Here is a 13,675-nt window from a genome sequence, read left to right as displayed (position 1 = left end):
TATGCTGAGCCACGTTGACGAAAACGGCCAAGCGAATATGGTTGATGTATCGCTCAAAGACGTAACCTTGCGCGATGCCTCAGCTGAAGCATTTATTAGCATGAGCAAACTTGCCTTTGAACAAGTAATGCTTAATCAAAACAAAAAAGGCGATGTGTTAGGCGTGGCACGTATTGCAGGTATTCAAGGCGCTAAAAAGTGCGCCGATTTAATCCCGCTTTGTCATCCGCTTGCACTTAGCAAAGTCGCTGTTGATTTTGAACTTGATGAAGCAAACAGCCAAATTAAAATAACCAGCTACTGCAAACTTGCCGGTAAAACTGGGGTTGAAATGGAAGCGTTAACAGCGGTATCTGTGGCTAGCCTTACTTTGTTTGATATGTGTAAAGCAGCCGACCCACTAATGGAAATTAGCGGCATGCGCGTTACTCAAAAAGCTGGGGGAAAAAATGGCAGTTGGCAACGAGATTAATCCAAACAATGTTATATCTAGCGCCCAAAATGTAGAGTTATTGTTTTTTGGGCAACTAAAAGAGCGGTTAAAGTGCAGTAAATTAAGCCTTGAGATTACGCAGCCGCTTACTATTTCAGAGCTTAAATTAAGATTAGTAAGCCAATACCCGCATTGGCAACCGTGGCTGGAGGAGCGTGAGCTACTTGCAGCGCTTAACCAAACTATGTCATCAAGCGACGAAATAGTGAAAGCAGGGGATGAGCTTGCCTTTTTCCCGCCGGTTACAGGTGGCTAATGAGCATACATATTCAAGTGCAAACCGATGATTTTAATGTAGGTGACGAGCACAATACGCTTTGTAGTAATAATAAAAGCGATGGCGCTGTTGTCACCTTTACAGGTTTGGTAAGAGAGTTCAGCAGTGGCGATAACGTTATTGCACTTGAGCTTGAACACTATCCTGGTATGACCGAGCAACTGCTTCAATCTATTGCAGAGCAAGCACAAACGCGCTGGCAACTGGCTCGAATATGTATTATTCATCGCGTTGGTTATTTAGCACTTGGCGAGCAAATTGTATTTGTTGGCGTAACGTCCCGCCATCGCCAAGCCGCGTTCGAAGGCGCACAATTTATAATGGATTACTTAAAAAACCACGCCACGTTTTGGAAAAAAGAGCACTTTAAAGACTCATCAAATTGGGTTGAGTTTAAACAAAGTGACAAACAAGCATTAGGTAAATGGGAGTCTTAATGAAAATAATCTCTACCAATATCTCTAAAATAAAAACGGTTGTGCATAACGGCAAAGAAGTTAAAACAGGTATATTTAAAACGGCTACTAACGAACCGGTAACTATTGAAAAGCTAAGTATTATAGGTGATGAGCAAGCTGATTTAGTTTACCACGGCGGCGTAGATAAAGCGGTATATGCTTTTTCGCACAATCATTATGACTATTGGAAGAAAACGCTTGCAAACGAGGATTTAACCAGTGGCATATTTGGTGAAAACTTCACAATTTCTGACCTTGATGAAGCGAATATACATATAGGCGATCATATTCGAATTGGTACTGCACTGCTTGAAGTAAGCCAGCCTCGTGTGCCCTGTTTTAAATTGGCTATCGCCCTTAATAATAAAAACAGCCTTAAACTGTTCACGCAGTATTATTGCACGGGTGTGTATTTTAGAGTCATTGAGCAAGGAGTTGCCAAAACAGGCGATACAGTCACTATAGAAAAAAAAGCGGCGCATAATATTTCAGTTAAAAAGCTGTTTCAGGCGTTTTTTGACAAAAAATACGTAGGTTACGAAGACGTACTTTTAGAGGCCCTAACTTTGCCAGAGCTTGCTGTAGAGTGGCAAGAAAAGTTAAAAAAGAAACTTGCTATTAAAGTTGAATCGGCCAAATGAATGCGGTGCAATTCTTATGCAGTAATTAAATTCTCTAAATAAGCGCAAAACTTATACATTAACTAGTAAAAAAAAGAATGCCTGCTATAACTAAGGTTAGAAAAACCATAATAAATATAGTGTTACGGTTATTAACCAATAGCGAATAGAAAAACAGGCTTCGTATATGAATATAACTAAAAAATTGATGCTTATAGTAATCTTAACGACAGCCGAAGTAAGTATTACCGTTTTTTCTGCCTTTGAAATAGCTAAAGGCGCTAAGTTTCATCAGCTTAATTTTCTTCATTTAAAGTATATTAACCAATTAACAAAGACAGTAAAAAAAATAAAAAACGACACCCCTGTAGACATAAATACAATAGAGTTTGATATATTGGCTATAAAGCAGCAACCTATTGATTGTCTTGATGAAGTTAATTATTTAAACCGTGTTATTATGAAAGTCATTAAGACTGATCAAGCTTTAACTATTTGCGAAAATGATATAGAAATTGCGGATAAAGCACTACTGTCAGTTACTCAATATAAGAAAGGTGAACTCAGTAGAGATGATTTTTTACTAAACCTTAATGTTGCACTTGATGGATTCAATCAACATTCAGAAATGTTTGAAGAACCAATCAGAAAAACAGTGTCGTTTATATTGAGCACTTTAATACCACTTGTTTTAATCATATCCCTTTTTAATATTATTTTAATCAGTTACCTGTCACGTACCATATCTAGCTCTATACGCAATTTAACCATTCTTTTAACTAGTAAACCTGAAGATAGTACTAATTTAGATGACGAACTTGATAAAAATACCACGGGTGAATTAAAAGCATTGGTAATAGCAGCAAGACAGCGTATCAAAGATGATTTATTAAACATAGAAAATAGTATCGAGCTAAAAGCTATTGTAAACAGCCAAACAGCTTCTTTGCAGCAGGCAAATGATGAACTGGCTCAGTTTGCTTATAGGGCATCACATGATTTAAAGTCACCGTTATCAGGCGCTAAATCTTTGGCCCAATTTGTTATTCAAGATATAGAAGCTGGTGATATTAAAGAGGCCTGTCAAAATGCGAAAATTATTTACCAACAAATGGAGAAGTTAGAAACACTTGTTGTTGATATTTTATTATTAGCAAAAGCAGATATAGGTAATGAAAATGAAGAATTAATTGACTTTAATCAGCTGATTACTGATATGGAAGAACGACTGGCTTGGTTAATGAAAGATAATCCTTGTACATTAACAACGAATATTAATTTATCGACACCTATCAAATCAGAAAAAGCGCGTTTTGCTCAAATCATCGAAAATTTGATATCAAATGGGTTGAAATATTACGACACAAATAAGGATGCGCCCTATGTTCACTGCGATATTTTTAACGAACAAGAGACGTTCAATATTACAGTTACCGATAATGGGATTGGAATACCTGATAAGCATCACAGCGAAGTGTTTGATATGTTCAAGCGATTTCATGTTGAGACGAGTAGCGGCTCAGGTTTGGGTATGGCACTAGTTAAAAAACATATAGAGTATTTAGATGGAGAAATATCATTGCAAAGTTCTAATAGCGGTACAACATTCAAAATAACAATACCTATGGATAAATTAAGATGAAAAAAGTAAAACCACCTATATTAATTATCGATGACAATGAAGTTGATCGGTATATCCTTAAAAGATTAATAAAAGAAGCTAACTTAGAGCTTACCATTTTTGAAAAAAAAGATGGTCAAGAGGCGTTAGAATTTCTCGAAAATTATGAAGCGAATAGAAAAGAACACCCAGATGGCTTTCCCCCAATATTGATTTTTTTAGACATTAATATGCCCAGAGTTAATGGTATTCAATTTTTAGACGAGTTTGCCAAGCTCAGGAAAGTCATTGAAATAAGTTCTTGCGTAGTTATGATGTTCAGCTCATCAGAACGAGAAGAAGAGAAAAAAATTATTATGGCGCATGATTTTGTTAAAGGCTATTTAGTTAAGGGAACTTTTAAGGCTGAAGATCTAAAAGAGAAGGTACTGTCTGTCATTGATACTCCAATACAGGGAGATTAAAAATTATTATGATCTCAATATATTATTAGTTTATATTGAGTGAAAATAGAGTTTTAGGTGTTTTTCGGTTTAGCAAAATACAGCCTCTGTTATTTTATTTTGACGATTTCAATATAGGTAATATTTCTAGATTGAATCGTCGGCGTTCTTAGTGAGTAATAAGTCTATGTCGTTTGCAGGCATGGGCCTTGAAAATAAAAAGCCTTGCAAATAGTCTATCTCTAATTGTTTACATAAATTGTGCTGTGCTTGGGTTTCAATACCTTCGGCGACAATATCAAAATCTAACTTTTTAAGCATCAGAGACAACCCTTCAATTACTCTTAGTCGTTTCCCTTTTTCACTATCAGATGATTGCATGCTTTTATCTAACTTAACAATATCAATGGGGTAAGATATAAGATGAGATATAGATGAATAGCCCATACCAAAATCGTCCAAAGCAATTCTAAAGCCATTATTAGATAAGGTGGTTAATATATCAGTAACTTCTTCGTTATCTTTGATAAAGGCTGTTTCAGTTATTTCTAAAATTATACTATTAACATTCACATCATATTGCTTTACAGCTGCGAGTAAATAAGCGAGCAATCCTTCACTCTGAAGTTGTATCGGGGAAATGTTTATTGATAAATTTAGCGGAATTTTAAAACGAGTTTGCCATAATGATAATTGCTGTAGAGCTGTTGAAATAATCCACTCGCCAAGCGTCACAATTAATCGGCATTCTTCCGCAATGGGTATAAATTCATCAGGAGTATAACTAATATCGGAATCTGGCCAGCGAATTAAAGCTTCTACACCTGATATTTTTTGCCGTTTAGAGCAATAAACAGGTTGGTAAAATATTCGAAAATTTTCTTGTTCTAAATTTTCTTTAATTTTGTTTTGAATATCAACGCGACGACTAAACTCGTATTGATATTGTTCTTTATAAAAACTAATTTTTGCCTTACCGTTTTGCTTAGAGCGATACATTGCAATATCAGCACATTTAAGCAGTTCATGTGACTCCGTCGCATCTTGAGGATATATAGCACTGCCAATACTCACACTACAGTTAATCGTTCTACCATTATGTAAAAATGGCTCAGAAACATTAGCTAATATCCTATTTGCTATCATACCTATTTGATTAATATTACTTATACCACCAATAATAACAGCAAATTCATCTCCCCCTAATCGAGCAAACCCTTCGTCTCTTCTTAGGCAGTGGTTAATTCTTGTTACAGTTTGTATTAAAATCTGATCGCCAACATTATGCCCTAATGTGTCGTTTATATGTTTGAAATTATCTAAATCCAATGCCAAAAGCGCGACACTATTTTTAGTCCGTTTATTATTGGCAATCATTACTTTTAATATTTCTTCAAAATGGTATCGGTTTGACAAACCCGTTAGCTGATCCCTTTCTGCCATATGCTTTACAGCGAGGTAACTGTCATGCATGCGTTGTTCAGCTTCAAATCGCTTTTTAGCGTATATAAGTGCTTTATTTAAACTACTACGTGTAATATCACCCTTAGGTAAAAAATCTTGTGCACCGGCTTCTATACACTCAATTGCGAGGGTTGAGTTCTCTGATGAACTAATCATAATTATTGCAGTATTACCAAGTTTTGGCTTTGCTCGCATTTCAAGAAGCATTTCGATACCATCTTCTTTAGGCATATTATAATCGAGTAGTATTATGTCAAAATGCATACTTTCAATGGCATTTAAACCTTCTTTAACACATGTTACTTCAGTAATATCATGAAGTTGAGAGCCGTCTGAAATAAGCATCTTTTTAATTAACTTACGATCTACTAAGTCATCATCAACTATTAAAATATACATAAGTTCCTTAAGGGTTTAGCACTATACCAATACTCATCTTTAATTAATAAAACAATTTTATTGCTAAATTTTTGGCCAAAAAATAGTAAATGTACTGCCAAGCTTCCCATCAGATGCTACTTCAATCTTACCGCCATAATTAATAATGAGTTTTTTTGCTACACAAAGGCCAATACCACTGCCCTCTACGTCATCACGAGATCGCAGAGTTTGAAACAATTTAAAAATGAGTGAAAAATACTTTGGATCTATTCCAGGACCATTATCTGTTATTTCAATAAGATAATAATGATCAGAAGGCCGTAGAGAAACGTGTATAACACTAAGCTCTTTATCGTTATGTTTTATAGCATTACTAATTAGGTTTAAAATGACTGTTTTGAAGGGGACTACTGGTATGTTTAATAATTTATCATTTGCATCTATATGAACAGTTACTGTTTCGGGGATCTCTAAACATTCAGCGATTTCAAGATAAACATTTTCTAAAGACAAGTCAGAGCGGGTAGAATCACAGCGATCTACTCTCGAATAGCTCAGTAAATCTTCTAGTAATACCTGCATTCTATTAGTGCGATTAATTACTAATTGAAAGTTTTCTAAATGCTCTTCAGGAAGCAGATCTTTACAGTCATCCGAAATCCACTCTAATAAACGCTTAATTGCATTTAATGGCGATTTTAAATCGTGAGAAGCAATACTGGTAAACTCGTCAAGTTCACTGTTTGCTTTTTGTAATTTAGATATTAAATTTTCTTTTTCAGCTATATCTCTGCACACACCTAAAATATAATGTTTACCAGACTTATCTTCAAAGCGTTGTTTTATAGTTTCTACAGTAATTTGCATGCCATTAGGCATTGCTAAATTTTCGACTGTTTTACTAATGCCGCAATTTAAAGCAATTTTGTCTTGCGCTAAAAATGCTGTAGCCGCATCTTCTTCGTAGTGTTCAATTGTAGTAAAGCCGATTATTTTGTTTTGCATTTTTTTTGGATAACTATTTTTGAAGGCATCATTTGCGTATACAATTTTAAAGTTTTCGTCCTTTATAAAAACAAAATCTCTATTTAGCTCAGAAATCATTGAATGAAGTTCAGCATCTTTTTCTTTTTTAAATATAAAATTAAGTTGGAGTAATTGATTTACAATATTTTTTTGTATGGTGGCTAATATCGTTTTATCTTTTTCTGTAAATGCGGATTCACTTTTTCGTTCAAATATCAACCAACCCAATTTTAAGTTCGATGGTAAAATAATGAGTGATATAACCCTACGCATTTTGGAGTTTACATTTAAGGGAGTATTTGAATTGCTTTTTGAGTTACCCTCGATAATAGATTCATTAAATACTTCACTATTTAGCGCCTCTGTGGTTATGGCTATTTTCGAACCATATTGGTACAACTCAATTTGACCCTGTGGTGAATTTGCAATAATAGAGCATGCCGTAGCATCAAAAACATTTAAGATTAGTTCAACAATGTGCTCTAAGTTTTTTTGAATGTCGTTATCAACAAAAAAATTCGAATCTGTTGGTAATATATTCTCAATATAGCGTCCTACATTAGGCATTAACACTTCCTTCAATCTAATCACTTAACTAGTACCTGTTGAACTTTCATGATTGAAATTCGTTCAATCTAAGAGCTGTTTAATCGTGGCGCGAGGTTTGTAACCTAGTGGGCTCGGCACCTGCTCCTGCGTACTCTAATGGCTTACACCACTGTAAGAATAAGTAAAAACCGAGCAACAAAGAGTCAATCACCCTTAGGTAGCGCATATTTGGCATTTATTCTGCGTTATCGCCTATTTTTGGGGAGTAACCACACTACATAGGCTCTAACTTGCTTAAATACCAAACAGCTTGCTGCAAATTCAACCTCGAAAGATGAACAGGCCTTAATATAAAATGCCCTCACATTAAAACGCTATGTAACAAGTAATTAACTTATTGTAGTTGATTATTATGAGTTTGCTTAAATAATCTATTTTTATAAATTAACTTTTTAAATTAAAAGCTTACCTAATTTAAATACACCGTGTTTTAGGTTTTTAAAAGCAATTACACAGGCATTTTAATATACGGTTTAATATCAGTTCGCAATAATGCTTAATCAATTTGAGAATTAACTCTGACGCTAACCGCGTTAAAATTACTGGTTTACGACTATGGATGCAGAGGCAACTGTCGAGAACTACTAATAACGAAATTTCTGTCTTGTTATCTATCAGGTTTTCTTATCTCAAAGTAGCTCACTTAATTAAGGGAGTTGGTCATAATTAGTTTAATCAGAAAAGGTATAATAGGGCGTGTTAAGCTCGCAAAATTAAACTTTAATTAATGAAGTTTAATCACACGGCTAAATTTGGGTTTAGTGGAAATTGAACAAAGCTAATGCTACTTGCAATACAGGCTAAGTAAAATTTTTGAATTGTAGTATTGACCATTTTATTAACCAGAAAGTAGATTATTTATTACTTCAATCACTCAGTTCCACAATTGTTTGCGCTACGCTGTATAACGTTTTATGTGAATTCATCGCTTGCTTTTGAAGTTGTTTATGGGCTTGTTCTTCAGTGAGCTTTAACTGCTCAATAAGTATGTACTTGGCTTGGTGAATGACCTTTTGCTCACTAATAACTTTTTTAGCGTCAAGTAACGCTTGGTTTATTTGTTTAATATGCTGGCTTTGCTCGATAATTAAATCATACATACTTTTATTACTATTGAGCTTATCGGCCGCTATATTTTGGCTTACTTCTGGCTCTGGTTGCTTAATGGCTAATTGCCCAAAAATTGGGGCTATGTGTTGCTCTGCCATATTGTTAAGTACCTGCTTATTGGTATTTAAGCTACGTTGAGCACAGGCTATTTGCATTGCTGCGGTATCAATTAATTGATCTGCTATATTTTGTTCAATTTTGTGCATTATATCTATGCGCGTGGTGGTTACTTCGTACCATACTTCACTTAGTTGCGAGAGCGGTTGAGCGTTCTCGTCATCGAGTTTTTGCAGTAAACTTCTAAGTTGCTCTACCTGATTATTAACCTGATGTGTTGTTAATGTGGCAAAGCATTTTAAAAGGTGCGTATCGGCGTACTCATTAAAAAAGTCAAAACTGTGGTTTTGTTCTTGTACAAAATGCGCGAGTTGTTGTTTTTGTTCTGTGGTAAATTTACTCGCTGCAAATGCTTGTGCACCACAGGCACGCTCTTGTCCTGCGTACTCTTTACCTTGCATAAAATTAAAAAATGCGACTAATAAGCGCGTTATTTTGGGATCGCTTGCGCCATCTGCTGCCTCTAAAATAATATTGAGTAAACTAGCAATTAACTGAGTGAACGACTGCGTAGCATGCACTGCACTAATGTTTTGTTGTGCTATTTGATTGCGTAGTACGGGCAATGCCTCAAGTGTTTGCAGGCTATAGGTAATTAAATTAAATAACCGAGTATGACCAGTATCGGCGTTGTCGTTTATAAATGTTTGTTTAAGAGAATCATAAAATGCAGTTTGTGCGCTGCTGCTTAAAGGGATTTGTTCTTGTAATTGGGTTTTAAATCGCTCGCGATTTGAGGCCAAAAATATATTACTCATCGCGCGCTCTTTTTGTAACTGGTGTACAAAATCGCCTAATTTAGTAAGCGAGGCACAACTGTTTTGTAATTGCTTTAGGGCATGTATTTCTTGATACTTAGCCGCTAATAAAAACTGTTTTGTGAGAGGATTACTTGTCGCCATTGGTATGATTCCACACTTTTTTGTTTTTAAAGTGCAACCACTGTTCCAATCATTAATAAATTTCATCATTGAATTTAAAATCAAGCTAATACAATTACTTAAAGTATAATTTTTGTTTGTCACTGTATTTCTATAATTTAAATTGCCATTACTTTTAACTTATTTGGTGCATTTAAACATGTTATTGCACACAACTTGAACCCAAATTAAAAACAAAAAAAGCGCCTACTCCTGGGGAGGTAGTAAGCGCGAAAAGTGCATTATTCATTTTGTATCATGCGTTAACATTGATACTGTTTAATAACTCAGGACTAATTGCCATTTTATGATTTATTACTTCACCAATCATAATTAGGGTAGGGCCTTGAAGGTTGTGTTTAGCATGCTCATTTACTATTTTCTCAAGCGTACTGGTAATTACTTTTTGCTTAGTAGTAGTGGCATTCTCTATTAGTGCGATGGGTGTATTACTTGGCCAGCCCACTGATTGCAAACCGCAGCTTAGCGTTTGTAAGCGCGAAAGCCCCATATAAACCACTAAAGTGGGGTTGTTATTGCCTTGCTCAAATGCGTAATTTTGCCAATGAGGTTGCTTGTTAGGATCGGCAAACTGCGCTGTTAAAAACGTAACACTGCGCGCTACGTCCCTTGCTGTTAGCGGAATTCCCGTATAAGCGGACGTAGCACAAGCCGTTGTCACACCCGGAACAATAGCAAAATTAATATTATGCTCACTAAGCGCATCGGCTTCTTCGTTAATACGTGCAAATATACTCGGATCGCCGCCTTTTAAACGCACTACGTTTAAGCCTTGTTGTGCGTATTTAACCAGTAGTTCGCAAATGTTAGCTTGGGTCATCGAATGTTTACCCTCACGTTTACCTACAAATACTCGCTGTGCTTTTTTAGGAAGCGTTTTTAATAAATCATCGCTTACTAACCAATCGTATAAAACAACATCGGCGGTATTAATTAAACGCTGCGCTTTTACCGTAATTAGCTCTGCGTCTCCTGGGCCCGCACCAATTATATAAACGTTGCCGCTTTTGACGCTGCGACTATTTGAGCTTGTTAGCTTAGTAACAAGCTTATTTAGCCACACGTTTTCAATACCCGAAAAATAAGACAGTACACTCATACTATTCCCTTAAGCCACAGCTATTGTAACTTTTGGTTCAGAGCTTATAAATACACTGCCGTCTTCAATTTTTGCATTAAAAACCGGTAAGTGTATTGCTTCTGCTTCTAAACATTCGCCTGTTTCTAGGCAAAAGTGTTGCTTATATAAAGGCGATGCGACAACTAATTTATTGTCGATTGAGCCAATAATGCCACGCGACAATACATTGGCTTTGCCAATCGGGTCGTAGTTGCTAATGGCAAACACAGCCGTTGGATTTTCTGGCATGTAAAAAATAGCCACTTGCTGATTATTAACTAATGCGCATACGCCGCTATTAGCCACTAGGTTGTCGATTGTTCCAATATTATGCCAAGACATCAGCTTGCTCCTCTTCAACTTCCATTACTGGAATACGGTTTTTTGTATTACGTTGCTCACGCTTTTCGGCTTCTGTAGCAGGGCGGATTTGGTTACGCTCTTGTACAAATAAAATGTTATCGTCGGTTTCGGGGCTATTAACAAACTGGCGGAATCGTTTGGCAGCATTTGGGCTTTCAATGGCTTTTTTCCACTCACACGCATAGGTTTGTGTAATTAATTCCATTTGCGCTTCTAACTCGTCGCAAATACCTAAGCTGTCGTCAATTACTACGCTTTTAAGGTAGTCTAAACCGCCCTCAAGATTTTCCATCCATACCGATGTACGCTGTAATTTGTCAGCCGTTTTAATGTAAAACATAATTACGCGGTCAATGTATTTAATCAGTGTTGGCGTGTCTAAATCGGTCGCAAATAAATCAGCATGGCGAGGGCGCATACCGCCATTACCACATACGTACAAGTTCCAGCCGTTTTCGGTGGCTATAATGCCAATATCTTTACTTTGTGCTTCGGCGCATTCGCGGGTACAACCCGATACCGCCATTTTAAATTTATGCGGTGCACGTAACCCTTTGTAGCGGTTTTCAATTTCAATTGCGTGTCCAACGCTGTCTTGCACACCATAACGACACCACGTACTACCCACACACGATTTAACGGTTCTAAGAGACTTACCATAGGCATGACCGGTCTCAAATCCGGCTTCTATAAGTCGCTCCCAAATAACAGGAAGCTCTTCTAAGCGCGCACCAAATAAATCAATACGTTGACCGCCAGTGACTTTGCAGTACAGGTTAAAGTCTTTTGCTACTTGTCCTATTACAATGAGTTTGTCGGGGGTTATTTCGCCACCAGCAATACGCGGTACTACAGAGTACGAACCATCTTTTTGCATATTTGCGAGGTAGGTATCGTTAGTGTCTTGCAAGCCAACATGAGCGGGTTCTAAAATAAAGTCGTTCCATGTTGAGGCTAAAATAGAGCCAATGGCAGGTTTACATATTTCACAGCCATGACCACTGCCGTGTTTAGTTAGTAAGTCATCAAAGTTTTTAATGCTTTCTACTTTTACCATGTGCAGTAGTTCTTGGCGTGAATATGCAAAGTGCTCACATACATGGTTGTTTACTTCAACACCGCGACTTGCTAATTCGTTATCAACAACAGATTTTAATAACGCTGCACAACCACCACAGCCACTTGCTGCTTTAGTACATGATTTTACAGAGGCTAAATCGCATGAGCCGCCATCAATTGCACCTACAATGTCGCCTTTACTCACATTGTGACACGAACAAATAGTGGCGGTATCGGGTAGGGCACTGCCCGATAACGACGGCGCGCCGCCGCTGTCTGGTAAAATTAAACACTCAGGGTTTTCTGGTAAGTCCATGTCGTTAAGCATGTACTGCAATAAAGTATCGTAATCGCTGGTATCGCCAACAAGTACAGCGCCCAGTAATTTGTCGCCTTTTTCACTTAGTATGATTTTTTTATAACAGCCGCGAATAGCGTCTTGATATATAAGCTCTTTACAGTCTGGCGTTTTTGCGTGAGCGTCGCCAATTGAGCCTACTTCTACGCCTAACAGCTTAAGTTTTGTGCTCATGTCGGCACCTAAAAACTCAAGCTCGCCACCACTTAATTGACTCGCTGCAACGCGCGCCATGTTGTAACCCGGTGCAACTAAGCCAAATAGTTTTTTGTCCCACAGGGCACATTCACCAATGGCTAAAATATCAGGATCTGACGTTTGGCATTGGTTATTAATAATAATACCGCCGCGCTCACCCAGTTCTAAATCAGCAATTTTGCCGAGTTGGTCATACGGGCGAATACCGGCAGAAAACAAAATTAGGTCTGTTTCTAAAAATGACTCATCCGAAAAATTTAATCTAAAGCGGCTCGTTTCACCTTTTACTATTTCGCTGGTTGCTTTTGATGTATGTACTGTTACGCCGAGTTTTTCTATTTTATTTTTTAGTAGCGTACCGCCTTGTCCATCAAGTTGAACAGCCATAAGTTGTGGCGCAAATTCAACTACGTGGGTATCAAGCCCTAATTGCTTAATGGCGTTTGCCGCTTCAAGCCCTAACAAACCACCACCAATAACAACACCGCTTTTACTTACAGCGGCACTGGCTTTTATTTGTTCTAAATCTTCTAATGTGCGATACACCAAACAATGGGGGTGGTCGTTACCTTTTATAGGCGGCACAAATGGGAACGAACCGGTTGCAAGTATAAGTTTGTCGTACGGGTATTGCTCACCGGTTAATGTGGTCACTATTTTTGCTGATCTATCAATGCCTTCAACCCACTGGCTGGTATGCACATTAATATTAAGCTGTTTATAGTTGTCGTGAGTTGTAAGTGCTAAATCGGCGGCTGTTTTGCCATCAAATACACTTGATAAGTACACGCGATCGTATGCAAGATTTGCTTCTCCGCAAAGTACGGTAATGTTTGCGTTGGCATCGCTTTGGCGCATTTGCTCAACAAAGTGGTGTCCGACCATACCATTACCAATAATGAGTATTTTTTGCGAGGTTTGCATAGGGCATTCCTTAAAGTGACGGTTTAAATACAATTAACAAAAAAGCCCGCCACAAATACGCAATATGCATAACTGTGTGCGGGCTTCTTTGCC

At 37.2% G+C, this 13,675-nt stretch carries 12 protein-coding genes; 6 read left to right on the top strand and 6 right to left on the bottom strand.

Annotated features, from left to right (window positions below; translation table 11 throughout):
* The first annotated feature begins 1 nt into the window (after nucleotide 1).
* From moaC to AOR04_RS10430, 6 genes are all read left to right on the top strand, one after another.
* Nucleotides 2–472 (top strand): cyclic pyranopterin monophosphate synthase MoaC, encoded by a 471-nt coding sequence (gene moaC, locus AOR04_RS10455; protein WP_007375236.1) that lies wholly within the window; start codon nucleotides 2–4, stop codon nucleotides 470–472.
* The gene (locus AOR04_RS10450) at nucleotides 450–749 is read left to right on the top strand and encodes a MoaD/ThiS family protein (RefSeq protein ID WP_096793303.1); all 300 of its coding nucleotides are present in this window, start codon (nucleotides 450–452) and stop codon (nucleotides 747–749) included. Before moaC ends, AOR04_RS10450 begins: the two co-directional genes overlap by 23 nt.
* The gene (gene moaE / locus AOR04_RS10445) at nucleotides 749–1,207 is read left to right on the top strand and encodes a molybdopterin synthase catalytic subunit MoaE (protein WP_007375234.1); all 459 of its coding nucleotides are present in this window, start codon (nucleotides 749–751) and stop codon (nucleotides 1,205–1,207) included. Before AOR04_RS10450 ends, moaE begins: the two co-directional genes overlap by 1 nt.
* A complete protein-coding gene (locus AOR04_RS10440; RefSeq protein ID WP_096793302.1) occupies nucleotides 1,207–1,869 on the top strand; it encodes an MOSC domain-containing protein in 663 nt (220 codons plus the stop codon). Before moaE ends, AOR04_RS10440 begins: the two co-directional genes overlap by 1 nt.
* 166 nt (nucleotides 1,870–2,035) lie before the next feature.
* On the top strand, nucleotides 2,036–3,490 hold the full coding sequence (locus AOR04_RS10435) for a sensor histidine kinase (RefSeq protein WP_096793301.1): 1,455 nt from the start codon (nucleotides 2,036–2,038) through the stop codon (nucleotides 3,488–3,490).
* Complete coding sequence (locus tag AOR04_RS10430) at nucleotides 3,487–3,933, top strand: response regulator (RefSeq protein WP_007375231.1); 447 nt, start codon at nucleotides 3,487–3,489, stop codon at nucleotides 3,931–3,933. Before AOR04_RS10435 ends, AOR04_RS10430 begins: the two co-directional genes overlap by 4 nt.
* 126 nt (nucleotides 3,934–4,059) lie before the next feature.
* On the opposite strand, the gene AOR04_RS10425 is transcribed toward AOR04_RS10430, so the two are convergent.
* The 6 genes from AOR04_RS10425 to nirB all read right to left on the bottom strand — a co-directional run bounded on the left by AOR04_RS10425 (nucleotide 4,060) and on the right by nirB (nucleotide 13,582).
* On the bottom strand, nucleotides 4,060–5,775 hold the full coding sequence (locus tag AOR04_RS10425) for a two-component system response regulator (protein WP_096793300.1): 1,716 nt from the start codon (nucleotides 5,773–5,775) through the stop codon (nucleotides 4,060–4,062).
* A 63-nt stretch (nucleotides 5,776–5,838) separates the two neighbouring features.
* On the bottom strand, nucleotides 5,839–7,356 hold the full coding sequence (locus tag AOR04_RS10420) for a PAS domain-containing sensor histidine kinase (RefSeq protein WP_232525536.1): 1,518 nt from the start codon (nucleotides 7,354–7,356) through the stop codon (nucleotides 5,839–5,841).
* A 902-nt stretch (nucleotides 7,357–8,258) separates the two neighbouring features.
* Nucleotides 8,259–9,521: a nitrate- and nitrite sensing domain-containing protein gene (locus AOR04_RS10415; RefSeq protein ID WP_096794118.1), complete on the bottom strand. Its 1,263-nt coding sequence runs from the start codon at nucleotides 9,519–9,521 to the stop codon at nucleotides 8,259–8,261.
* A gap of 274 nt (nucleotides 9,522–9,795) precedes the next feature.
* Entirely contained in the window at nucleotides 9,796–10,659 is an 864-nt protein-coding gene (gene cobA, locus AOR04_RS10410; RefSeq protein WP_096793298.1) for a uroporphyrinogen-III C-methyltransferase, read from the bottom strand.
* 9 nt (nucleotides 10,660–10,668) lie between these two features.
* Nucleotides 10,669–11,022 carry a nitrite reductase small subunit NirD gene (nirD, locus tag AOR04_RS10405; RefSeq protein WP_096793297.1) on the bottom strand — a complete coding sequence of 118 codons (354 nt, stop codon included), beginning with the start codon at nucleotides 11,020–11,022 and terminating at the stop codon, nucleotides 10,669–10,671.
* Nucleotides 11,009–13,582 carry a nitrite reductase large subunit NirB gene (nirB, locus tag AOR04_RS10400; protein ID WP_096793296.1) on the bottom strand — a complete coding sequence of 858 codons (2,574 nt, stop codon included), beginning with the start codon at nucleotides 13,580–13,582 and terminating at the stop codon, nucleotides 11,009–11,011. The genes nirD and nirB overlap by 14 nt, the downstream gene beginning before the upstream one ends.
* Nucleotides 13,583–13,675: the final 93 nt, after the last annotated feature.

This window comes from Pseudoalteromonas sp. 1_2015MBL_MicDiv (genome assembly GCF_002407505.1).
Taxonomy (GTDB): Bacteria; Pseudomonadota; Gammaproteobacteria; order Enterobacterales; family Alteromonadaceae; genus Pseudoalteromonas; species Pseudoalteromonas fuliginea.
This window is presented reverse-complemented; position numbering and strand designations above follow the sequence as displayed.